Origin of the sequence: Hamadaea sp. NPDC051192 (genome assembly GCF_040682475.1) — a bacterium.
Lineage (GTDB): Bacteria > Actinomycetota > Actinomycetes > Mycobacteriales > Micromonosporaceae > Hamadaea > Hamadaea flava.
The window spans coordinates 1-21,372 of the sequence record NZ_JBFBAZ010000079.1 but is presented as its reverse complement, the minus strand read 5'-3'; the positions used below and the strand labels follow the sequence as shown (position 1 = coordinate 21,372).

Annotated in this window: 19 protein-coding genes and 1 pseudogene; 6 read left to right on the top strand and 14 right to left on the bottom strand. The window is 70.5% G+C overall.

From position 1 onward, the window contains the following. Positions 1-79 precede the first annotated feature (79 nt). The gene (locus tag AB0M47_RS27590; protein ID WP_363419133.1) at positions 80-1,027 is read left to right on the top strand and encodes a zinc-binding dehydrogenase; all 948 of its coding nucleotides are present in this window, start codon (positions 80-82) and stop codon (positions 1,025-1,027) included. On the opposite strand, the gene AB0M47_RS27585 is transcribed toward AB0M47_RS27590, so the two are convergent. Genes AB0M47_RS27585 through AB0M47_RS27570 form a run of 4 tightly spaced genes read right to left on the bottom strand, consistent with a single transcriptional unit; the run spans position 964 to position 4,267 of the window. Then, positions 964-1,689 (bottom strand): CbiX/SirB N-terminal domain-containing protein, encoded by a 726-nt coding sequence (locus AB0M47_RS27585; protein WP_363419131.1) that lies wholly within the window; start codon positions 1,687-1,689, stop codon positions 964-966. The two genes, AB0M47_RS27590 and AB0M47_RS27585, sit on opposite strands and share 64 nt — an antisense overlap. Continuing rightward, a complete protein-coding gene (locus tag AB0M47_RS27580; protein ID WP_363419129.1) occupies positions 1,689-2,435 on the bottom strand; it encodes a phosphoadenylyl-sulfate reductase in 747 nt (248 codons plus the stop codon). The genes AB0M47_RS27585 and AB0M47_RS27580 overlap by 1 nt, the downstream gene beginning before the upstream one ends. Beyond that, entirely contained in the window at positions 2,413-2,595 is a 183-nt protein-coding gene (locus AB0M47_RS27575) for a hypothetical protein (protein WP_363419127.1), read from the bottom strand. Before AB0M47_RS27575 ends, AB0M47_RS27580 begins: the two co-directional genes overlap by 23 nt. Beyond that, positions 2,582-4,267, bottom strand: a complete 1,686-nt coding sequence (locus tag AB0M47_RS27570) for a nitrite/sulfite reductase (RefSeq protein ID WP_363419125.1) — start codon at positions 4,265-4,267, stop codon at positions 2,582-2,584. The genes AB0M47_RS27575 and AB0M47_RS27570 overlap by 14 nt, the downstream gene beginning before the upstream one ends. A gap of 329 nt (positions 4,268-4,596) precedes the next feature. On the opposite strand from AB0M47_RS27570, the gene AB0M47_RS27565 reads away from it, so the two are divergent. Further along, on the top strand, positions 4,597-6,303 hold the full coding sequence (locus AB0M47_RS27565; protein ID WP_363419123.1) for a hypothetical protein: 1,707 nt from the start codon (positions 4,597-4,599) through the stop codon (positions 6,301-6,303). Positions 6,304-6,329: 26 nt separating this feature from the next. Here the strand turns inward: AB0M47_RS27565 and AB0M47_RS27560 are convergent, their stop codons facing one another. The 3 genes from AB0M47_RS27560 to AB0M47_RS27550 form a co-directional block, all read right to left on the bottom strand. Continuing rightward, positions 6,330-8,540, bottom strand: a complete 2,211-nt coding sequence (locus AB0M47_RS27560) for a hypothetical protein (protein ID WP_363419121.1) — start codon at positions 8,538-8,540, stop codon at positions 6,330-6,332. A 46-nt stretch (positions 8,541-8,586) separates the two neighbouring features. Next, positions 8,587-10,113: a PAS domain-containing sensor histidine kinase gene (locus AB0M47_RS27555; protein WP_253760410.1), complete on the bottom strand. Its 1,527-nt coding sequence runs from the start codon at positions 10,111-10,113 to the stop codon at positions 8,587-8,589. Positions 10,114-10,208: 95 nt separating this feature from the next. Beyond that, on the bottom strand, positions 10,209-11,240 hold the full coding sequence (locus tag AB0M47_RS27550) for an SIS domain-containing protein (RefSeq protein ID WP_363419154.1): 1,032 nt from the start codon (positions 11,238-11,240) through the stop codon (positions 10,209-10,211). A gap of 167 nt (positions 11,241-11,407) precedes the next feature. Here AB0M47_RS27550 and AB0M47_RS27545 point away from each other — a divergent pair, with 167 nt between their 5' ends. Further along, complete coding sequence (locus tag AB0M47_RS27545; protein ID WP_363419119.1) at positions 11,408-13,201, top strand: tetratricopeptide repeat protein; 1,794 nt, start codon at positions 11,408-11,410, stop codon at positions 13,199-13,201. Positions 13,202-13,298: 97 nt separating this feature from the next. On the opposite strand, the gene AB0M47_RS27540 is transcribed toward AB0M47_RS27545, so the two are convergent. Then, the gene (locus tag AB0M47_RS27540; RefSeq protein ID WP_363419152.1) at positions 13,299-14,855 is read right to left on the bottom strand and encodes an MDR family MFS transporter; all 1,557 of its coding nucleotides are present in this window, start codon (positions 14,853-14,855) and stop codon (positions 13,299-13,301) included. Between the two features lie 203 nt (positions 14,856-15,058). Here AB0M47_RS27540 and AB0M47_RS27535 point away from each other — a divergent pair, with 203 nt between their 5' ends. After that, entirely contained in the window at positions 15,059-15,622 is a 564-nt protein-coding gene (locus tag AB0M47_RS27535) for a helix-turn-helix domain-containing protein (RefSeq protein WP_363419117.1), read from the top strand. A 3-nt stretch (positions 15,623-15,625) separates the two neighbouring features. Here the strand turns inward: AB0M47_RS27535 and AB0M47_RS27530 are convergent, their stop codons facing one another. From AB0M47_RS27530 to AB0M47_RS27510, 5 genes and pseudogenes are all read right to left on the bottom strand, one after another. Beyond that, positions 15,626-15,841, bottom strand: coding sequence for a biotin/lipoyl-binding carrier protein (locus AB0M47_RS27530; RefSeq protein ID WP_363419115.1), 216 nt, complete (start codon positions 15,839-15,841; stop codon positions 15,626-15,628). 67 nt (positions 15,842-15,908) lie between these two features. Next, positions 15,909-16,166, bottom strand: coding sequence for a mycothiol system anti-sigma-R factor (rsrA, locus tag AB0M47_RS27525; RefSeq protein WP_253760395.1), 258 nt, complete (start codon positions 16,164-16,166; stop codon positions 15,909-15,911). Further along, positions 16,163-16,963 carry a sigma-70 family RNA polymerase sigma factor gene (locus AB0M47_RS27520; protein WP_363419113.1) on the bottom strand — a complete coding sequence of 267 codons (801 nt, stop codon included), beginning with the start codon at positions 16,961-16,963 and terminating at the stop codon, positions 16,163-16,165. The genes rsrA and AB0M47_RS27520 overlap by 4 nt, the downstream gene beginning before the upstream one ends. A gap of 416 nt (positions 16,964-17,379) precedes the next feature. Next, positions 17,380-17,703 (bottom strand): annotated as a pseudogene (locus AB0M47_RS27515) (WhiB family transcriptional regulator); the annotation flags it as partial. A 250-nt stretch (positions 17,704-17,953) separates the two neighbouring features. Further along, entirely contained in the window at positions 17,954-18,616 is a 663-nt protein-coding gene (locus tag AB0M47_RS27510; RefSeq protein WP_363419111.1) for an SOS response-associated peptidase, read from the bottom strand. A gap of 56 nt (positions 18,617-18,672) precedes the next feature. On the opposite strand from AB0M47_RS27510, the gene aroA reads away from it, so the two are divergent. Both aroA and rsgA read left to right on the top strand, forming a co-directional pair. After that, the gene (aroA, locus tag AB0M47_RS27505; protein ID WP_363419109.1) at positions 18,673-19,959 is read left to right on the top strand and encodes a 3-phosphoshikimate 1-carboxyvinyltransferase; all 1,287 of its coding nucleotides are present in this window, start codon (positions 18,673-18,675) and stop codon (positions 19,957-19,959) included. Continuing rightward, positions 19,929-20,984 carry a ribosome small subunit-dependent GTPase A gene (gene rsgA, locus AB0M47_RS27500; protein ID WP_363419150.1) on the top strand — a complete coding sequence of 352 codons (1,056 nt, stop codon included), beginning with the start codon at positions 19,929-19,931 and terminating at the stop codon, positions 20,982-20,984. The genes aroA and rsgA overlap by 31 nt, the downstream gene beginning before the upstream one ends. A 6-nt stretch (positions 20,985-20,990) precedes the next feature. Here the strand turns inward: rsgA and AB0M47_RS27495 are convergent, their stop codons facing one another. After that, a complete protein-coding gene (locus tag AB0M47_RS27495; RefSeq protein ID WP_363419107.1) occupies positions 20,991-21,284 on the bottom strand; it encodes a DUF2087 domain-containing protein in 294 nt (97 codons plus the stop codon). Between the last annotated feature and the right edge of the window lie 88 nt (positions 21,285-21,372).

The following is a 21,372-nucleotide window of genomic DNA, read 5'->3' as shown; positions in this document are numbered from 1 at the left end:
TTTATGCAGGCTTCCGAGCGCGGTGGAAGCCTGCATAACCGTGATCTGCACCCGAAAACTCGGCACGTAAGGTAGGGCTATGCGCGCGGTGTATGCAGAGGCGATCAATCCGGAGAACCCGCTGAGCGGGTTGGCGATCGGGGAGCGTCCGGAACCGGCGGCCCAGCCCGGCTGGGCGGTCGTCCGCGTACTGGCCAGCGCGCTCAACCATCACGACATCTGGTCGCTGCGCGGCGTCGGTCTGTCCGAGGCGCAGCTGCCGATGATCCTCGGCTGCGACGCGGTCGCCGAGACGGACGACGGGTCACGCGTACTGGTGCACGCGGTGATCCCGGAGGCGAAGGATCCCCGCGGATTCTCGCTGCTGAGCGAGAAGCACCAGGGCACCCTCGCCGACTACGTGACCGTTCCGGCGGAGAACCTGCTGCCGCTGCCCGAGCAGGTGTCTACTCAGGACGCGGTGGCGCTGCCGACGGCGTGGCTCACGGCGTACCGGATGCTGACGACCAAGGGCCGGATTCAGGACGCCGACGCTGTACTCGTCCAGGGCGCCGGCGGCGGCGTGGCGACGGCGGCCGTCGTCCTCGCCCACGCGATGGGCAAGCGCGTCTACGCCACCAGCCGCGACGCCGCCAAGCGGGAGAAGATCGCCGCGCTGGGCGCGATCGCCGTCGAGCCCGGCGCGCGGCTGCCCGAGCGGGTCGACGTCGTGATCGAGACGGTCGGCCCGGCCACCTTCGACCACTCGCTCAAGTGCGCCGCGCCCGGCGCGCGCATCGTGGTCTCCGGCTCCACCTCCGGCCGCAGCGCGGAGATGCTGCTGGCCCGGGTGTTCATGATGGAACTTCAGATCCTCGGCTCCAGTATGGGCACCGCCGACGAGCTGCGCGCACTGATCGACCTGGTGGCGACCCAGGGCGTCCGGCCGGTGATCGACGAGGTCTTCGCCTTCGCCGACGCGCGTCAGGCGTTCGAGAAGCTCGCCACCGGCGACGTGTTCGGCAAGCTCGTGCTCGCCCACTCGTAGCGCTCCAGGATCAGCCGCGCCAGGTCCCACGACGCGCCCAGCGGTTCGGCCACGGCCACCGCGCCGGCGTCGACCGCGCTGTTCGTGACCAGGTCGAAAAGGCGTCCGCAGGCCAGGAAGTAACTCGCCACGGCCACTCGCTGCGCGCCCCGCGCCCGCAAGGCCGCGACAGCCTCACCGCCCGTGGGAGTCGCGCCGGCGGCATAAGCGACTTCCACGGGTACGCCGAGAGCAGCGCCCAGGTTCGCCCCGGCCTGCTCGACCACCACCCGGGCCTCGGCCATGCGGGTGCCCGCGGCCGCGAGGACCAGCCCGTCGTACGCGTCCCGCCCGATCGCCGCGTCGAGCCGTTTGCGCAGCCCGGCGAGCAGATGCTCGGACGGACCGCCCAGCGGCGCGGCGACCGCGACGTCGAACCCGGCGACCTGGGCTGGCAGGTCGATCCGCCCGTGGTACGCGTTGGTCAACAGCAGCGGCACGACGATAGTCGGCTCGTCCAGCGCCGAGAGCACGGTGGCCGGACTGGGCAGGGCGAGTTCCAAGAAGGAGACCCGGACGTCGAGGCCGGGCCGCGCTGCCGCCACGACCCTCGCCAGGGCTCGGGTCGTGGCGTTGGCACGAGGGTCTCTGGACCCGTGCGCGACGAGGAGCAGCGGCGTCATCAGGCCACCGACCGCACTCCTGGCGGCTCGCCCAAGAGACTCCCCGTCGTATGCAGACCGCATTCGGTCTTGTCGAACATCGCCCAGCGCCCGGCCCGCGGGTCCTCCCCCGCCGCCGTACGCCGAGTGCACGGCCAGCAGCCGACCGAGCCGTAGCCGTTGCTGAGCAGCTGGTTGACCGGGATGTCATAGCGCTCGATGTACGCGTCGACCTGGTCCTGCGTCCACGCCGCGATCGGGTTCACCTTGACCTTGTTGCGGGCGTACTCGAAGTGCACGACCGGCGTCTTGGCCCGGGTCGGCGACTCGTCGCGGCGCAGCCCGGCGGCCCAGGCGTCGTACTCCGCGAGCACCTTCTCCAACGGCTGCACCTTGCGCAGCGAGCAGCACTGGTCCGGGTCGCGGGCGTACAGGCGGGGGCCGTATTCGGCGTCCTGCTCGGCCAGCGTCAACTCCGGCCGCACCGTCCGGATCGTCACCGGGATCGTCCGCGCCACCGTGTCGCGTACGCGCAGCGTCTCGGCGAAGTGCAGGCCGGTGTCGAGGAAGACGACGTCGATGCCGGGCGCGACTCGGGAGGCGAGGTGAGCCACGACGGCGTCGGCCATCGAGCTGGTCACCGCGAAGCGGCCGCCGAAGGTCTCCACCGCCCAGGCGATGATCTCTTCGGCGGGCTTGCCTTCGAGCGCCTTGCCGGCGCGGACGGACAGTTCTACCAGTTCGTCAACGGTTCGGGTGCTGCTCACTCTGTGCCTCCGAGGGGTTGAGTAGGCCGAGGAACTTCAGCGAGAAGACTCTGGTGCAGGAACGGCACTCCCAGGTGCCATGAACATCGGAATGCGGGCGCAGGTCCTCGTCCCCGCAATACGGGCAATAGCTGGGGAAGGCCCGATCACCGGAGGACATCTTCGTCCGCCCGCTGGACCCACTCCGCGAACGCCTCGTCCTCGTCCTTGCGCCCGTCGAGGTACGCCCGGCTCAGTCGCTCCACGTAGGACGGCAGCTCGGCGGTGGTGGTCTTGAGGCCGCGCAGTTTGCGGCCGAAGCCGGACTGCTGCCCCTGGGCCATGGTCAGGCCGCCGCCCAGGTGCACCTGGAAGCCCTCGACCAGCTCGCCGTCCGGACCGGGGACCAACTGGCCCTTCAGCCCGATGTCGGCGACCTGCGTACGCGCGCAGGCGTTGGGGCAGCCGTTGACGTTGACGCTGATCGGCAGGTCGAGGCCGGTGGACTCGATGTGATGGATGACGGCTGCCGCGGTCGCCTTGGTCTCGACGATGGCGAGCTTGCAGTACTCGATGCCGGTGCACGCCATGGTCGACCGCCGGATCTGCGAGGGCCGGGCCTGCAGCCCGATTCCTTCCAGGGCGTCCGAGAGCGCCTCGACCCGCTCGGGCGCCACGTCGAGGACCAGCAGCTTCTGGTGCGGCGTCAGGCGTACCCGCCGGGAACCATGTGCCTCGGCCACGTCGGCGAGCGAGTGGAGCATGGGGCCGGAGACGCGGCCCACGATCGGCGAGGCGCCGACGTAGCACGAGCCGTCGCGCTGCGGGTGCGCGCCCATGTGGTCGATCGGGCGGGCGGGCAGGTCCGGAGCCGGACCGTCGATCAGCTTGCGGCCGAGGAACTCGTCCTCCAGCACCTGGCGGAACTTGGCCACGCCCCAGTCGGCGACGAGGAACTTCAGCCGCGCGCGGTTACGCAGCCGCCGGTAGCCGTAGTCGCGGAAGACCTCGACGACGCCCTTCCAGACCTCGGGGATCTCGGCGAGCGGCACCCAGACGCCGAGGCGCTGGGCGAGCATCGGGTTGGTGGACAGGCCGCCGCCGACCCAGAGGTCGAAGCCCGGACCGTGCTCGGGGTGCACGACGCCGAGGAACGAGACGTCGTTGGCCTCGTACGGAACGTCGGCCAGCCAGGAGACGACCGTCTTGAACTTGCGCGGCAGATTGGACAGCGCCGGGTCGCCGACGTACTTGGCCACGATTTCGTCGATCGCGGGCGTCGCGTCGACCAGCTCGTCCGCGCTGACCCCGGCGACCGGGCTGCCGAGCACGACGCGGGGCGTGTCGCCACAGGCCTCGGTGGTGGACAGGCCGACCGCTTCCAGCTGCTGCCAGATCGCGGGCATGTCCTCGATCCGGATCCAGTGGTACTGGATGTTCTGGCGATCCGTGATGTCGGCGGTGTCCCGGGCGTACCGGGTGGAGATGTCGGCGACCACCCGCAGCTGCTCCAGGCTCAGCTGGCCGCCGTCGATGCGGACGCGGAGCATGAAGTACTCGTCGTCCAGCTCGTGCGGCTCCAGGATCGCCGTGCGACCACCGTCGATGCCGGGCTTACGCTGGGTGTACAGGCCCCACCAGCGGAACCGGCCCCGCAGGTCGGCCGGGTCGATGCTGGCGAAGCCGTGGTGGGCGTAGATCGACTCGATCCGGGCCCGGACGTTGAGCGGATTGTCGTCCTTCTTCGTCCGCTCGTTCGGGTTCAGCGGCTCACGGTGCCCCAGCGCCCACTGCCCCTCGCCACGCTTCCGCCGGACAGCGGGTTTGGCGGTCACGGCGTTATCGGTCGCCATCGCGGCGTCCTCCTGATGCTTGGATTGCGCGCTTTACGCCGATATCGCGGCATGACCGCGATCAAGCATCATTGCTTCCGGCGCCTGCGCGCCCGGACAAGAAGTGACTCCTGGACGGAGTCCTCGGGCGACGCTCAGCCGAGGCGACAGATAGCGCTGCGCACACGCCCGTAGTCAACGTGCCGCCGAGCGGTCAGCAGCACGGAACGGAGCGTGGCGGGACTCATACCGTTCACAATGCCATGTCCGGACGCCGATGGCCAAGATGCCGTGGCCGCCATCTCAGCACTCGGAACCGAGGCGGCGGGGATCACAATATGCTGGCAGTCGTGCGGAGGTTTTGGCCGGATTTAACGGCAGCCGCGTTATTCGTCCTCGCGGCAGTTCTCGTCCTGCGTGGTCTGTGGGCCGACCCGGGCGGGCGGCTCCTCGCGACCAACCCGCAGGACCAGATCCTCTTCGAGTGGATGCTCCAGCACACCGCCCTGTCCATCGCGCACGCCGGTGATCCGTTCCTGGCGCCCATCCTGGGCACGCCGACCGTGGCGAACCTGGCGGGCAACACGTCGGTGGTGCTGGCCGGCGTCCTGCTGGCCCCGGTCACCTGGCTGTTCAGCCCGGGTGCGAGCTTCACGATCCTCGCGACCGCGTCGCTGGCCGGCACCGCGATCGCCTGGTACGCCTTGTTCCGCCGCCGTCTCAGGGTGGCTGTTCCCGCCGCCTTCGCCGGCGCACTGTTCTGTGGTTTCGCGCCCGGCATGGTGTCGCAGGCGAACGGGCATCCGCACATCGCCGCCCAATTCTTCGTGCCGCTGCTCGTGGCGCTGACCTTGAACCTCGGCCTGCCGGGCCCGTCGTGGTCGCATCCGCTGCGCGGGGCCGAGCTCGGCCTGCTGGCCGCCGCGCAGATCCTCCTGGGCGAGGAGACCCTGCTGCTCACCGCGCTCGGCCTCGGCGGATTCATCATCTTCTACGGAATCCAGCGGCCACGGATCATCCTCGCGCGGTGGAGACCGGCGATGCTCAGCCTCGGGGTCGCCGCGGGCTGCACCCTGCTGGTCGCGGGCTACCCGCTGTGGGTGCAGTTCTTGGGGCCGGACGCGTACCACGGGTTGCCGAGCGGCCGCTATGTCGCCGACCTCGGATCGTTCACGGCGTACGCCGACGCCTCGATCGCCGGCAGTGCGGCGGGCACTGCCGAGGTCTCGCCCAACCCGAGCGAGCAGTCCGCGTTCTTCGGCGTACCGCTGATCATCGTCGCCGTGGTGGCGACGGTGTGGCTCTGGCGGATCGTCTGGGTCCGCAGCGCCGTCTTCGTCGCGCTCCTCGCCTGCATCGCATCGTTGGGCGTGGTGCCCAAGTGGCATGGCCGGGAGATCGGCGTACCGGGGTCGTGGGCGCTCGTCGCTGATCTGCCGGTGTTCCGCGACGTCGTCGTCGTACGCCTCGCGCTCATCGCCATCCCGGTGATCGGCCTGCTGATCGCGGTGAGCTGGGACCACGCCGCCCGGCTCGGCACCCTGCGCTGGGCGTGGCCGGCGATGGTGCTCGTGGCGCTGATCCCGACCCTGCCGCGCGGCCTCGGCACGGTCGTCGCCAGACCCGCCCCGGAGTTCATCAGCTCAGGCGAGTGGCAATCCTGCGCGGACGACCACAGCACGCTGATCGCCTACGGGGACACGACGCGGGAGGGCGTACTCCACCTCCAGATGCGCTGGCAGCTGGCCGCCAAGCTGGGCTACGCCTCACCCAACGGGTACTACTTCAGCCGGGATCGCGACGGCGGCGGCCGATTGGGCCGTTCACTGCGGACGATGGACGTCGCCGTGATGACCGCCCGGGAGACCGGCCACCCGGCTGAGCTGACCCCGCGGCAGCTCGCCGTCGCGCGGGCGGACCTCGTGTACTGGCGGGCGCAGTGCGTCGTGCTCCAGCAGGGCGGCCAGACCGCCGACGCCATGCGCGACACGATCACGACGATCGTCCAGCAGCCGGCGCAGACCGGTGGCGGCGTCTGGTACTGGCGAGTGCCCTGAGCACTCCGGCTCAGCGCAGGTCGACCTCAGCGCAGTTCGTAGACCGAGACCTGGCCCTCGGTGTGCCAAAGGTCGGCGTACTCCGCCAACTCCGGCGAGACCTGACCTGACCGGGAGTCGGCGACCAGCCACCGCACCCCGTCCGCCTTCAGGGCGGCGAGGTCGTCGGGCGTCGGCTCGGTGAAGGCCCGGTCGTTGCGCTCCAGCAACTCCTGATCCCAGAACGGCTTCAGCGCGTCCCCGGCGATCCGGGGCGCGAACGTCCAGCCTTCGACCAGCACCCGCCGCTCGGCGTACGCCGAGAGCCAGAACGTGCGCGGATCGCACTGCCCGACGTACTTCACCGGCAGGCAGTGCACGTTGGTGGCGAGCACGTCGCCGGGACTGCTGTGGTCGCGTACCCACCGGGCGGCGAGCACCCGGGACCGGGGCATCGCCGTGTTGTAGTACGCGCCGCCGTTCGGCGACCGGGCCGACTTGACCATGTCCATGACCAGCCCGGGCGCGCCGACGACCAGGATCGCCGTGAGGACCACCAGACCGCCCTTGCCCCGCAGCTCGGGGCGGCTGCCGCGGGCGGCGTACCAGACGAGCGCGCCGGCCACCCCGCACAGCAGCAGGAAGAACGACCACTTCAGGATCGGCGTCACCGGGGCGAACGGGCTCGACCCGGTCTGCCGCCCGGCGTCGGCGAGCTGCGCGAGGACGGTCGCCACCGCCAGGAAAGCCGCGAACGCGCCGAGGTACCACCGGGCACGCGCCGACAGGCGAGCGCGGTCGAAGACGTCGACGAAGCCCCAGGCGGACAGGAGCACACCGAACGCGAATCCGGCGCGAGCGAAGTACTGCTGGCCGTCGCTGAGCTGCCGGACCAGCAGGTACGCCGCGACCCCGCCGAGCGCGCCGCCCAGCAGCAGCCACTGCGCGGGCTCCAGCCGCAGCCGCTGCCGCCAGAGCAACGGGATGATCCCCGCCAGCCGGAGTTGCATGTTCAGCAGGAACGCGACGAACACGCCGATGGCGACCGCCGCCTGCTCCCACCACCCGCGCTGCTCCCCCGCCGGTGGCCCGGCGAAGACCGCCAGGCTGCCGAAGACGTTCACGTCGGTGGCATAGGTCTGGAACCGGTAGAGCACGGCGGTCGCGAAGAACTGGCCCGCCGCGGCCAGCAGCCCGAGCAAGACGACCGGCCACGGGATCCGCTTCGTGCGTACCAGTTGGGCCACCGCGACCAGGAGCAGCGCGGCCAGGACCACCGGCAGCGAACTGGCCTTGGCTCCGCTCGACGCGGCGATGAGCAGGGCCGCGAGCAGATAGCCGCGCCACGATCGCCACTCGCCCGTGATGATCGGGACGAGGACGCCGATCAGCGCGACCAGCAGCGCCCAGCTGTAGATCATGGACATGCCGTGCCAGATCACGAAGGTGGCCTGGGTGCCGAACGGCATCGTGACCGGGTCGGTGAAGTTGAACTCCCCCACGGTGAAGAAGAGCGCGGCCGCGACCACGCCGACCCACGGCTTGCGGCTCACCCGCGCGCCCACGACGGCGGTGAGCACGATGGTGAGCGCGCAGAGCGCGGGAATCGCGAAGCGCAACGACACCGCGGCGAGATCCGCCCCGCCGACGAGGGACGCCATCGCCATGTGCGCGTACGCGAACCAGTGGTAGTTGAGCGGCTCGCCCGCGACCTGAGGCACGTGCAGCGGGAGGTGGTTCTTCGCCTCGCCCGCGAGCGAGAGCTGATACGACAGATCGAGGTACTGCATGGTCTGCTCGGACGTCGGCACCACCGGGTTCCGCGCGAGGAAGACCACGTAGAGGTAGAGCGTCCAGAAGACCACGATCGCGGCGAGCGACCAGGACCAGGCGACCGACGGCCGATCCGGGTACGCGGGCCGCCAGTGTCGCCGCAGCCGCTTCGTCAGGAAGAACGCCACGACGACGAGCGGCCAGCCCGGGAGCAGGAAACGCAGCTCGAGGGCGGAGAAGGCGGCCCAGGCCACCAGTTCGAGGGTCAGCCCGACGGCGGCGCCCATAGCGACGTCTTCCACCAGCGTTCGCGGCGTCGCTCGCAGCGCGCGGTAGACGAGCGTTCCCGGCAGGAGCACCGCCCAGACCGCGTACGCGCAATAGCGGGCCAGCTCGACGACCGGCGTGCCCGCGGCGAGCACCAGCGCGACCACCGCGAGGAAGGCCACGATAGGCGGCAGCCACCTGGTCAGCCTCGCCGTCATGCGCTTCCTCCGGGGGTGGTTCGGCGCTGATCTTGAATGGCGCGGGTCAGCGTTTGGTCAGGGGCACCTCGAGCAACGCCTCCGCGCCGCCCTCCGGGCGGTTGCGCATCTCGATGCTGCCCCGGAGTTCCCCGGTGGTGAGCGTACGGATGATCTGCAGACCGAGCCGCTTCGCGGTCGCCGGATTGAAGTCCTCGGGCAGACCGCGCCCGTTGTCGGCCACCGCCACCTGCAGCTGCTTGCGGAACCGGTGCGCGGAGATCACCACCTCGGCGTCCGGGGTGTCGTCGGAGAACGCGTGCTCGACCGCGTTGAGCAGCAGCTCGTTGAGGACCATGACGAGCGGCGTGGCGATCTCGGCCGGCAGTACGCCGAAGCTGCCCTCCCGGCGCATGCGCACCGAGATGCCGCTGCCGGAGAAGCCGCCCGCGACCTCGGCCGCCGCCGTCGCCACCCGGTCCACGATCCCGTCGAACTCGACCGCCTCGTCGGCCGACATCGCCAGCGTCTCGTGCACCAACGCGATCGAGGCGACTCGGCGTACGGACTCCTCCAGCGCGGCGCGTGCTTCGGGCGCGTCGACCCGTCGCGCCTGCAACCGGAGCAGGGCGGCCACCGTCTGCAGGTTGTTCTTGACCCGGTGGTGGATCTCCCGGATCGTCGCGTCCTTGGTGATCAGCGCCCGGTCGCGGCGGCGTACCTCGGTGACGTCACGGGCCAGGATCAGCGCACCGATCGGCACCCCGGCGGGGATCAGCGGCAGCGCGCGCGTCAGCACGGTCGCGCCGCGTACCTCGATCTCCTTGCGGGCCGGGGAGTCGCCGTGCAGCGCGGCCAGCACCCGCGCCGACGCCTCCGAACCCTCCAGCGGGTCGTCGGCGAGCCGGCTGAACAGGGCAGCCAGATCCTCGCCCACGAGGTGGGAAGCGTGTCCCAGGCGACGGAACGCCGACTGCGCGTTCGGGGAGGCGTAGGTGACCTTGCCCGAGCCGTCCAGCCGGATCAGCCCGTCGCCGACACGCGGCGCGCTGGTCGTCTCGCCCGGATGCCGGGGCGGCGGGAAGGTGCCGTCAGCGACCATCTGGGCCAGGTCGTCGGCGCTCGTGAGGTAGTTCAGCTCCAGCTGGCTCGGGGTCCGCGCGGTGGACAGGTTCGTGTCGCGACCCACGACCGCGATCACCTCGCTCGCCTCGCCGTCCGCGCGCCGCCGGCGGACCGGCACCGCCTCATGGCGCGCCGGCGTGTCGCCGTACCAGACCGGGTCGCCCTCCCGCCAGATCCGGCCCTGCTGGCGGGCGATGGCCAAGTGGGCCACTTCCGGTCCGCCGACGATCCGGCCCACTTGATCATCTTGGTACGCCGTGGGAGCGGTCGTCGGGCGTACCTGGGCGACGCAGAGGAACGAAGGCGCGCTCGCGACCGCCTCCCCCGTGCTGACCGGCACCCAGAGCAGCAGGTCGGCGAAGGAGAGGTCGGAGATCAACTGCCAGTCCCCGGCGAGCCGGGTCAGGTGGTCGATGTCGGCCGGGCCGAGCGAGGTGTGCTCCTCGACCAGATCGCGAAGTGTGGACACGCCCCCACAGTAGCTAGTTGCGCTGGCCCGAGGAGATCGCCGCCGCTTGGCCCACTTGATCATGCCCCGGCGGCGATCCCCGCAGGGCGCGCCGGCTACAGAGTTTCGGTGACCTTCTTGAGTCCGCGGGGCGCGTCCGGGTTCTCGCCCCGGCTCAGCGCGATGTGCAGCGCGAGCCGCTGGAGCGGCAGGATGTCCAGCAGCGCCGAGTAGCGCTCGTCGACCTCGGGCACGGCCAGCCGGGCCGACGCGTCGGCCACCTCGCCGGAGCCGATCGTGACCACGTCCGCCCGCCGCTCGCCGAGCCGGGTGAGCACGTCCGACATCGCCACCCCGCCGGGGCCGGAGCCCACCACGGCGAGCACCGGGACGTCGGGGTCGGCCATCGCGAGCGGCCCGTGCAGCAGGTCGGCGCCGGAGAAGGCCAGCGCGGCCAGGTACGAGGTCTCCATGAGCTTGAGCGCCGCCTCCCGCGCGGTCGGGTACGCGTACCCGCGACCGGTGGTCACGACCCCCCCGGCGAACCGGTAGCGCCCGGCCACCTGAGCCGGGGTCTCGTCGCGCAGCGTCTGCTCGGCCAGCTCGGGCAGCTTGGCGAGCTGGGCGAGTTCCTCGGCGGGCACCTGGCCCTCACCCCGGATCGCCTCGACGAGCAGCAACAGGGCGAGCAGCTCGGCGGTGTAGGTCTTGGTCGCCGCGACGGCCCGCTCGTGCCCGGCGGCGACGTCGACGGTCAGCTCGGCGGTCTCGTTCAGGATCGACTTCGGGTTGTTCGTGACGGCCAGCGTCAGCGCGCCCTGCTCCCGGGCGATCTTGAGCACCTCGGTCAGGTCGGGCGAACCGCCGGACTGGGAGACCCCGACGACGAGCGCCTCGGAGAAGTCCGGGCGGGCCCCGTACACGGTCATCGCGCTGGGCGAGGCGAGCCCGGCCGGGATGCCGAGCCGGATCTCGGTGAGGTACGCGGCGTACAGAGCGGCGTGGTCGGAGGTGCCCCGGGCGGTGAACACGACGTGCTTCGGGCGGCGCTCGGCGATGGCCCGGGCGACCCGCTCGATCTCGCGTACGCTCGCCGGCTCCAGCAGCGCGCCGTAGACCCCGGGCTGCTCCGCGATGTCCGTCGCCATGCCCGCACCGCGCTCGCTCATGCTCACTCCTGACTATGTGTGCTCAAATATGCTTGATTGATGCTCGATATGTGCGCAGTCTTGCACGAAATCGCGCCTGACTCAACTCGGACGAGCAGGATCACGCAGGGGGCGCGCCGGATCTCACATTCCTCTAGCCTGCCCGGGTGACCCACGCCGAAGGAGTGCACGACCCGATCCAGGAGGCACACGGCGAACTGGCGCTGGCCCGCATCGCCCTCGCCGAGGACGACCTCCAGCACGCCGCCAACCATCTCGCCGGGGCCGTCACGTACGCCCCGGGCCTGCCCGAGGTGCACGAGGTGCTCGCCGCACTGGCCGCCCGTACGCCGGACGGCGGGCTGAGCCTCTTCCCCCTCGACGACCAGCCCTATCTGGGAACCGTGGTCGCCCACGCCCACCTGCGGTCCACGTCTGATGTGGACGGCGCGCTGTCGCTGCTGGCCAAGGCGACCGCGTTCGACCCGGCCACACCGTGGGCCGACGTGAGCTGGGTGCACGCGCTGCCCGGCGAGCGCGTCGACCCCGACAGCTTCGTCCAGGTCCTCGTGACGCTGATGCGCGAACTCGGCGAGCCCGCCCCCGACGAGGTACGCCACGCCAACGCGGTCTATCTGGGCCTGACCGCACGGGTGCTGGCCGCCCATCCGAAGCACGCCATGCTCCACGGAGCCGCCGCGGGCGTCGGGCGGCGCCTGGGCGACCCGGCGGTGGCCGTCCAGTGGGGCGAGACCGCGTATCGCCTGGAACCCAGCAAGCTCACCGCTGTCTGGTACGCCTACGCGCTCCGCGCCGCCGGGCGCCTGCCCGACGCGCTCGCCGTGATGGCCGAGGCGCGCCGCCAGAACCCGCTCGACCTCGACCTCAACGCCGACGTGGCGAGCTGGCTCAGCGACGCCGGCCGCCTCGACGAGGCGCTGGCGGTGATCGAGGACGCGATGCGGATCGACCCGACCTACGACTGCGCGGTGCACACGGCGTACCGGTTGCGGTTCCAGCGCGACGACGATCCGAGCCACCTCATCGCGCTGGCGGACTTCGTCCGCACCTCGCCGCAGACCAGCCATGAGCACACCGACCTGTCCGATTGCTGCCAGGGGCGTACCTGGCTGGGTTTCGTCGCCGGGCCGAGCGCGTCCTGCATCAACGTCCTCGAACAGTTCCCGCCCGAGCAGCGCGACAGCGAGGGCGAGATCGGCATCTCCGGGCTGGAGCCGCCGAGCGCGCTGGCGATCTTCCGGCGCGAGATGCCCAACGTCACGGTCTCCATCGCCGGCGACGTCCCGCCGGACATGGTGCGCCCGTTGCGCCGCGGTCGCGTCCTCTGGTGGTACGCCGGATTCACGGCCGAACCGGCGGTGCCGCCGCCGTCTGCCCGGGCCGGCGCGCTGCTGGCGGAGCTGGCCGCGCCGGCCTGGCCCGACCCCGTCTCGGCGTACGACCATGCGCTGCCGCTGGGCGAGCTGCCGTTGAGCGACCTCCTCGGCCTGCTCGTCTACCCACCGCCGCGGCCGGACCGGATGGCCGGCGTACCCGACGGCTGGTGGGAGCGCTCGGCGCAGACGTTCGCGGCGCTCGGCATCCTGCACTGCCGGGAGCTGGCCACCACGCCCGGCGACACCGCTCCGCACCGGGCGGTGCTCACCGAGATCGCCTACGGGATCGAGGACTGGACGACCGAGGTGGCGTTGTTCGCCCTGATCGTGGCGGCCTGGTTCGACCCGGACTGCCGCGACGAGGTACGCGAACTGGTCGGCCGGCGGTTCCTCGACGCGGTCGAGGCGACGCAGCATCGGCCGGTCACCATCCTGACCTCGCTGGCCGCCCTGGTGCAGCTCGCTCCGGGGATGGTCGCCGAGGTGACCTCGCTGGCCCGGGAGATCCTGGCCGACGCCGAAGCCGCCGGTGACGACGACGGCGATGACGAGGCCGCCGAGTAGCGGACAGTGCGATGCCCCCGGAGGAGGAAATCTCCGGGGGCATCGAGTCTTATCGGGTCTTGCTCTTACGTGGTTCTGCGGATTCCGTACCGGCCGCTCACTCCACGCTGGCGAGGGCGAACGCCGCCTCCGGCGAGTCCTCGCCGGCCTTCTGCGGACCGGCGCCCCGCAGCGGGACCTCCTTGATGAACCAGGCCAGCACCGGCACCAGCACGGCGAACGCCAGCGCCCACCAGAACAGCCCCGACGTCGCGTACGCGATGGCGTGCTTGATGGCCTTGACCATCGGCGCGACCTGATCGGCCGGCAGGAGCTTGGCGAGCTGGGCCATGCCCTCGGTGCCCAGGTTGCCGCCGAACTGGTCGACCATCGCCGCGGCCTTGGGACCGGCGGTCTCGGTCATGCTGTCCCGGAGGCGCGAGTTGAACACGGCGCCGAAGATCGACACCCCGAACGAGCCGCCGATGGACCGGACGAAGGTGGCGGTGGAGCTGGCCACGCCGAGGTCCTTCATCTCCACGCTGTTCTGCGCGATGAGCAGCGTGGTCTGCATGAGGAAGCCCATGCCGAGGCCGAGCAGCACCATGTAGACCGACGACTCGAGCCGGCTGGTGTCGTCGGCGAGCCGGGTCAGCAGCAGCATCGCCACGGCCATGATCGCGCCGCCGATGATCGGGAAGATCCGGTACTTGCCCGTGTTGGTGATGATCCGGCCGATGGCGAACGAGGTGACCAGCACGCCCATCATCATCGGCAGGAGCAGCAGGCCGCTGTTGGTGGCCGAGGCGCCCTGAACGGTCTGCTGGTAGAGCGGCAGGAAGGAGACGACGCCGAAGAGGGCGAAGCCGACCAGGAAGCCCATGCCGCTGACCACGCTGAAGTTGCGGTTCTTGAAGATGTGCAGCGGCAGGACGGGCTCCGGGTGACGCCGCTCGACGAGCAGGAAGACGCCGAAGCTCACGAGCGCCAGCGCGGCCAGACCGAAGATCTGCGGCGAGGCCCACTCGTACTCGCCGCCGCCCCAGGTGGTGATGAGCACGATCGCGGTGATGCTGATGCCGAGCAGGGCCGCACCCAGCCAGTCGATCTTGTGCTCGGTCTTGCGCACCGGCAGGTGCAGGAAGAGCAGCAGCATGACGAAGCCGATCGCGCCGATCGGCAGGTTCATGTAAAAGATCCAGCGCCACGAGGCGTGGTCGGTGATCAGACCGCCGACCAGCGGGCCGGCGATCATCGCGATGGCCATGATGCCGCCCATGAGGCCCTGGTACTTGCCCCGTTCGCGGGGCGGGACGAGGTCGCCGATGAGGGCGAACGCGCCGACCATCAGACCACCGGCGCCGAGGCCCTGGAAGGCCCGGAACGCGATGAGCTGGGTCATGGGGTTGACCGCGTCGTTGAGCCAGCCGAACTCGCCGGCCGCGCCGGAGAGCATCGAGCCGATCATGAACAACACGACCGAGGTCAGGAAGACCTTCTTGCGCCCGTACAGGTCGCCGAGCTTGCCCCAGATCGGGGTGGACACCGAGGTGCCCAGCACGTACGCGGTGACGACCCAGGAGAGCTTCGACAGACCGCCGAGTTCGCCGACGATCTTCGGCATGGCGGTCCCGACGACCATGTTGTCGAGCATGGCCAGCATCATCGCCAGCATGATTCCCGGCAACACGAGCCGCAGATTCGGCTTCGCGATGGACGGTTCGGGGATGGTGGACACGAGCGGTGCTCCCTCGATCAGACTTGGCGTCGGATCAGCTTACTTGCCGACCGGCTAGCGAACTTACTAGCCGTACGGTAAGTTGATTACTAGCCGCGCGTCAAGTGCAATGGAATATCGGATCTCCGCGGGAGCAGAACATGAGCGAACAGCAGGTCGAAGGCCGGGACACGCGGTCGCGTATTCAGGCCGTTGCGCTGGAGCTCTTCACTGAGCAGGGCTACGACAAGACGTCCCTGCGGGAGATCGCCGAGCGGCTCGGTGTGACGAAGGCCGCACTCTACTACCACTTCAAGAGCAAGGAAGAGATCGTCGAGAGCTTCATGGGCGACCAGACCGCCCGGATCGAGAAGCTCATCGAGTGGACCACCGAGCAGCCCCGCACCCTGGCGGCGCGCAAGGAGTTCCTGCGCCGCTACGCGGACAGCATGATGGAGGTCCAGCACCACAAGATCATGCGGTTCTTCGAGCGCAACCAGGCCACGATGAAGGACCGCCGCCCGGCGAAGGACTTCCGCGGGCGGATGCAAGGCATGATCGACTTCCTGGTGGACGCCGACGCCACCCCAGGGCGGCGGCTGCGCGCCTCGATGGCGCTGTTCACGCTGCACGCCTGCTGGTTCGTCCTGGACCCCGACAAGATCAGCGACGAGGAGCGGATGAAGACCGCCCTGGAGATGGCCTACGAACTGATCGAGGGCTGACCCTCAGCCGATGACGGCGATCAGGTCGCCCTCCTGCACCACGTCGCCCTCGTTCACGGCGAGCCGGGTCAGGGTGCCGTCGGATTCCGCCATCACGGGGATCTCCATCTTCATGGATTCGAGGATGACGAGCGTGTCGCCGTCGGCGACCTGGTCGCCCTCGGCGGCCACGACCTTCCAGACGTTCGCCACCATCTCCGCACGGATCTCGTCGGCCATCGCGCCCCTCCCAGCAGTGGTCCGCCACACTGCGGACCTCTGCTGGTCATCCAACCATGCCGGAGGGTCAGGAGGTGATGCGGTCGTCCACGACCACCAGCTCGGCGAGCTTCGCCCGGAGCCGGCGCTTGAGGTCGTCGGGCGCGTTCTCCGCCCCGCAGCAGCGGGCCACCAGCGCCTTCACCTCGGTCTCGATCCCGTACTCCCGCAGACACGGCGAGCACTCGTCAAGATGCTGCTTGATCAGGTCACGACGCTCATCGGGGCACTCGAGGTCGAGGTAGAGATATACCTCGTCGAGCACGTCCTTGCACTCGTCGCTCATGATGCCGTCACCTCGTCGTGATCGGCCGGCGCGTTGATGATGCCGCGCTCGGCCGCGTAGCTTTCCAGCATCCCGCGCAGGGCCCGGCGGCCGCGGTGCAGCCGCGACATGACCGTGCCGAGCGGTGTGCCCATGATGTCGGCGATCTCCTTGTAGGAGAAGCCCTCGACGTCAGCGAGATAGACCGCCAGGCGGAAGTCCTCGGGCAGGGCCTGGAGGGCCGACTTGACGTCGCTGTCGGGCAGCCGGTCGAGTGCCTCGGTCTCGGCCGACTTCAGCCCCGACGAGGTGTGCGACTCTGCCTCGGCCAACTGCCAGTCCGTGATCTCCTCGGTGGGAGCCTGCACGGGCTGCCGCTGCTTGCGGCGGTACGAGTTGATGAAGGTGTTCGTCAAGATGCGGTAGAGCCACGCCTTGAGGTTGGTGCCCTCTTCGAACTGGTGGAATGCCGCGTACGCCTTGAGGTAGGTCTCCTGGACGAGATCCTCCGCGTCGGCGGGGTTGCGGGTCATCCGCAGGGCGGCCGGGTACAGCTGGTCGAGGAACGGCATGGCGTCCCGCTCGAACCGTGCGCGCCGGTCTTCCGTCGACTCCGTGGTCACCCTGGCCTCGCCCTTCCGGGGCCGTGACGTCACGGCCCGTCCCGCTGAGGATACGCGGGTGGCGGGCATGGCCGTCGCAACAACCGAAGCAGGCAGGCGGGTCATCTCGTCCGCAGCCGTCTCCGCCGACCACTCGGTCGACCCGATCCGGATCTTGAGCTGGTCGTCAGGCCTCGTCTTCGTCGCAGTGCGCACTGAATCACCCCTTCGCGGAGGAAACCCATTCAGGTCCTCCGGCCGGGACAACGCTCCGCGACCGTCGCGCATTCCATGCCGCGCCACCACAGCGGTGATGCAGGTCACGCGAGCAGCGCCTCCAGGGCGGGTGCGGAGTCGGCCAGACGCTGCAGCGGGATCAGCACCTGAGGCTCACGAAGCTCCCGGATCTCCGGTTTGCGCTCGTGGATCTCCAGCGCCAGCTCGGTGACGACGGGTACGCCCCGGCGACGAGCCGGGCCGGACCGCTTCGCCGGGCGTACGCCCGAAGCCTGCGCCGCCTCGATCCGGGCCGCCTCGGCGGCGCGGGCGACTGCCGAGGCCCAGCCGGGCGCGGGGACGGTCCCCCCGACGACCGGACGGGTGGCGTCCGCCTGTTCCGCGTATGGCCGCTCCTCGGGCTGCTCCAAGGTTCGCCAGGCGACCACCATGGCCCGGCGCTCCCGGGCGGTGGTGCCGCCCCAGACGCCGTGGCAGTCGCCGGCTTCCAAGGCCCAGGCGAGGCAGGCGCCCTGTACTGAACAGGTGCCGCACAGCGCCATGGCCGCGTCGGGTGGATCGGTCGGCGCCGGAAAGAACGTCTCCGGGTCGACGGATTGACAGACTCCCCTGGTCCGCCAGGCGGTGTCGGCCTGCTGCTCGGTGGCAGCCCGCAACAGTCTCGGGTCACGGCGCGCAGCCGCGACTTCATGTGGGCGTGGAACACGCGCCCGGGTCAAATCCACCCACCTCCCCCGTGGGTCCGGTGCCTCACCGCGCCTTAAGCTGCACGGTGCAAACCATTCCGGTACGGGTGTGAGAACCTGCACCGGCGCTGTGTTCTATCGCACAAACGCGTACGGAGACAAGAGTTCGTCTGGACATCGGCAAAATTTCCTGCCGACATTCCATCGTCAATCCGTCCTAATCCGGCATGGTGTGTGTCCCTGCATCGATTACCGGGTGTCACCGGATGGCGATGCGCGCCGATCAGAAAAGTAGACCTGCTTCGATGGGGTCGATCAACCCGGGGCCGTCGTTTCGAACGTCCCCAACTGCGGATCCCACCGCCCGGATCTCGATTGTGGACAAATAGTCGTCTCCGGCCGAGGTGAGCAGGTCCTCACTCGGCGTAGCAGAAAGCCAGTCGGCCCACCGCTCCGGGGGCAGCAGCAGCGGCATGCGGTCGTGCACCTTCGCCAACTCGCCCCGTGCGGGCAGCGTGATGACGCTGAAGGTCAGCAGATCGCCCTTCACGCCCCAGATCCCGCCGAGCGTGAGGTCACATCCGTTCATGTAGTAGGCCTGCTTGCCGGTGGGCGATCGGGTCCACTCGTACCAGCCGTCGGCCGGGACGAGGCACCGGCGGCGCTCGAAAGCCGGCGCGTATGCCCGGGAGGTGGCGACGGTCTCCGCGCGCGCGTTGATCATGCGGGAGCCGATGCGGGGATCGGTGGCCCACGGCGGCACCAGGCCCCACCGGGCGACCGTCAGCACACGCGCCTCACGACTGGCCGAGACGCGCACGATCGGCACCCGGTCGGTCGGAGCCACGTTGTAGTCCGCCGTGACGGCGCCCTCGGTCTCGTCGAACGCCTCGAAGAGGCGGCTGAGATCGGCCGAGGAGCGCGTTGTCGCATAACGCCCGCACATGAAATTGAACCTACCCGCATGGTCCGACAAGCCGCCGGAACGGTAAGAATGGGCGGGTGACGAAGCGCGCAGTGCCCTGGACCGCACCGACCGCCATCGATCCGCTGAACTCCGTCGTCCGGCTACCGGGATCGAAGTCCATGACGGCCCGCGCGCTCGTCCTGGCGGCGATCTCCACCGGGACATCCACACTGGACAACCCGCTGCGCGCCCGCGACACCGAACTGATGGCGAGCGGACTCCGCGCGATGGGCGTCAGCATCTCGACCGTCGACGACGACCGCTGGGTGGTCCGCCCCCGCCCGCTGGCCGGGTCCGCCCAGGTCGAGGTCGGCGCGGCCGGTTCGGTCATGCGCTTCCTGCCGCCGCTCGCCGGGCTGGCCAGCGGCGCGGTCACCTTCGACGGCACCGCCCGAGGCCGGCAGCGGCCACTGGGTCCACTGGTCACCGCGCTGCGCGGGCTCGGCGTACGCCTGGACGCCAGCGCGGCCGACGGACTGCCCCTGACGGTCTATGGCCAGGGCCGCGTACGCGGTGGCGAGGTGGCCGTCGACGCCTCCCCGTCCAGCCAGCTGCTATCGGGTCTGCTCCTGGCGGCGCCCGATTTCGACCGCGGGCTGACCCTGAGTCACACCGGACCGGCCCTGCCCCGTGCCCCGCACCTGCGGCTGACGGTCGAGATGCTGCGGGCGGCCGGCGCGGCGGTCGACGACACGACCCCGGACAGCTGGCGGGTGGAACCGGCCCGGCTCGCCGGGCGCAGCTGGCTGATCGAACCCGACCTCGCCACGATCGCCCCGTTCCTGGCGGCCGCCCTGGTCGTCGGCGGGCGCGTCACGGTGCCCGGCTGGCCGCGCAGCACCCTGCAGGCCGGCGACCGGCTGCGCTCGGTGCTGACCCGGATGGGCGGCTCGTTCCGGCTCACCGAGAAGGGCATGACCGTCCGCGGCGGGCCGCAGATCCGCGGGATCGACGTCGACCTGCGCGACCAGGCCGAGCTGAGCCCGGTCGTCGCGGCGCTGGCCGCCCTGGCCGACGCGCCGTCCACCCTGCGCGGGCTCGCCCATCTGCGTACGCAGGAGAATGATCAGGTGGCCGCGCTCGCTCGGGAGCTCGCCGCGCTCGGCGCCGGGGTCGTCGAGCACGAGGACGGGCTCGCCATCGAACCCCGCCCGCTGACCGGCACCGTCTTCGAGACCTACGACGACCACCGGATGGCGCACGCCGCCGCGCTCCTCGGCCTGAAGGTCCCCGGCGTAGTCCTGAGCGATGTGGCGTGTACAGCCAAGACGCTCCCCGGTTTCCCGGCACTATGGAGTGCCATGGCGGGTGCAAGCTCTTGACGGCGAAACGGCGCGAGTACGACGAGGACGACGTCCGCGTCCGGGCGACCCGTGGGTCCCGGCCCCGGACGCGTACGCGGCCCAAGCACGACGACGCGATCGAGGGCTTCGTCGTCGCGGTCGACCGGGGCCGGTACACCGTGGACGGGCCCGACGGGACGACGGTCACCGCGATGCGCGCCCGCGAACTGGGCCGCAAGTCGGTCGTCGTCGGCGACCGGGTGGCCCTCGTCGGCGACGTCAGCGGCAGCGCCGGCGCGCTCGCCCGGATCGTGCGCATCGCCGACCGCGAAAGCGTGCTACGGCGTACGGCGGACGACGACGACACCACGACCGAGGGCCGGATCGAACGGGTCGTCGTGGCCAACGCCGATCAGCTCGTCATCGTCAGCTCGCTGTCCGACCCGCCGCCCCGGACCGGGTTCATCGACCGGTGCCTCGTCGCGGCGTACGACGCCGACATCGAGCCGATCCTGCTGCTCACCAAGTCCGACCTCGCGACGCCGAACGAGATCCTCGACTACTACGCGGCCCTCGACCTGCCGCACCTGCTCACCGGGCCGGACGCCGACCTGACCCCGATCCGCAAGGAGCTGGCCGGGCACGTGTCGGTCCTCGTCGGACACTCGGGGGTGGGCAAGTCGACCCTGGTCAACCGACTCATCCCGGGGACCGGGCGGGCGGTCGGCGAGGTCAGCGCCATCGGCAAGGGACGGCACACGTCGACCAGCGCGGTCGCCCTACGGCTGCCCCCGATCGGCAAGTCCCGCAAGGATCCGGGCTGGATCATCGACACCCCCGGCGTACGCAGTTTCGGGCTGGCCCTGGTCAGCGCCGACAGCGTGCTGCACGGCTTCCCCGACCTCGTCGAGGGGACCGTCGACTGCCCGCCCAACTGCGACCATCTGCCCGGGGCCGAGTGTGCGCTGGACGCCTGGGTCGCGGCGGGCCACGCCGACGAACGGCGGCTGGCCTCGTTCCGGCGGTTGCTGGCCTCGCGTACCAGCAGCGACCTGGACGGCTAGGCGGCGCTAGACGTCGACATGACCCCCGGTACGCCAGTACAGCCCCTGCTCGCGGCCGAGCAGCCCGGCGTCGATCAGATACCGCCGCACCGACACGTAGTCGTCCCAGAACGCCCGCAGGATGGCGTTGACCTCGACCTCGGTGTACCGCACACCGGGCTCGAAGGCGTACGCGATCTGCTCGAGGACGAACCGGCGTTTGCCCATCCGGGCCGGCATGCTGACCAGGCGGCCGTCCGGCCCGAAGAAGGTACGCAGCACGGCTTCCCGCCGCTTCTCCTCGTCAGCCTGCTCCGTCATCCTTCCGAACCTACCCGCCCCCGGCACACGCCCGTTGATCATGGAGTTTCCGGTGCCGACACACCGCCGACACCACAGTTAACTCCAT

Excerpts from the sequence above, each read along its gene's own strand:
- AB0M47_RS27590 (WP_363419133.1), top strand. The coding sequence starts at position 80 with ATGCGCGCGGTGTATGCAGAGGCGATCAATCCGGAGAACCCGCTGAGC.
- AB0M47_RS27585 (WP_363419131.1), bottom strand. The coding sequence starts at position 1,689 with ATGACGCCGCTGCTCCTCGTCGCGCACGGGTCCAGAGACCCTCGTGCC.
- AB0M47_RS27575 (WP_363419127.1), bottom strand. The coding sequence starts at position 2,595 with ATGTCCTCCGGTGATCGGGCCTTCCCCAGCTATTGCCCGTATTGCGGG.
- AB0M47_RS27570 (WP_363419125.1), bottom strand. The coding sequence starts at position 4,267 with ATGGCGACCGATAACGCCGTGACCGCCAAACCCGCTGTCCGGCGGAAG.
- AB0M47_RS27560 (WP_363419121.1), bottom strand. The coding sequence starts at position 8,540 with ATGACGGCGAGGCTGACCAGGTGGCTGCCGCCTATCGTGGCCTTCCTC.
- AB0M47_RS27550 (WP_363419154.1), bottom strand. The coding sequence starts at position 11,240 with ATGGCGACGGACATCGCGGAGCAGCCCGGGGTCTACGGCGCGCTGCTG.
- AB0M47_RS27540 (WP_363419152.1), bottom strand. The coding sequence starts at position 14,855 with ATGCTGGCGATGATGCTGGCCATGCTCGACAACATGGTCGTCGGGACC.
- AB0M47_RS27535 (WP_363419117.1), top strand. The coding sequence starts at position 15,059 with ATGAGCGAACAGCAGGTCGAAGGCCGGGACACGCGGTCGCGTATTCAG.
- AB0M47_RS27530 (WP_363419115.1), bottom strand. The coding sequence starts at position 15,841 with ATGGCCGACGAGATCCGTGCGGAGATGGTGGCGAACGTCTGGAAGGTC.
- rsrA (WP_253760395.1), bottom strand. The coding sequence starts at position 16,166 with ATGAGCGACGAGTGCAAGGACGTGCTCGACGAGGTATATCTCTACCTC.
- AB0M47_RS27510 (WP_363419111.1), bottom strand. The coding sequence starts at position 18,616 with ATGTGCGGGCGTTATGCGACAACGCGCTCCTCGGCCGATCTCAGCCGC.
- rsgA (WP_363419150.1), top strand. The coding sequence starts at position 19,929 with ATGGAGTGCCATGGCGGGTGCAAGCTCTTGACGGCGAAACGGCGCGAG.
- AB0M47_RS27495 (WP_363419107.1), bottom strand. The coding sequence starts at position 21,284 with ATGACGGAGCAGGCTGACGAGGAGAAGCGGCGGGAAGCCGTGCTGCGT.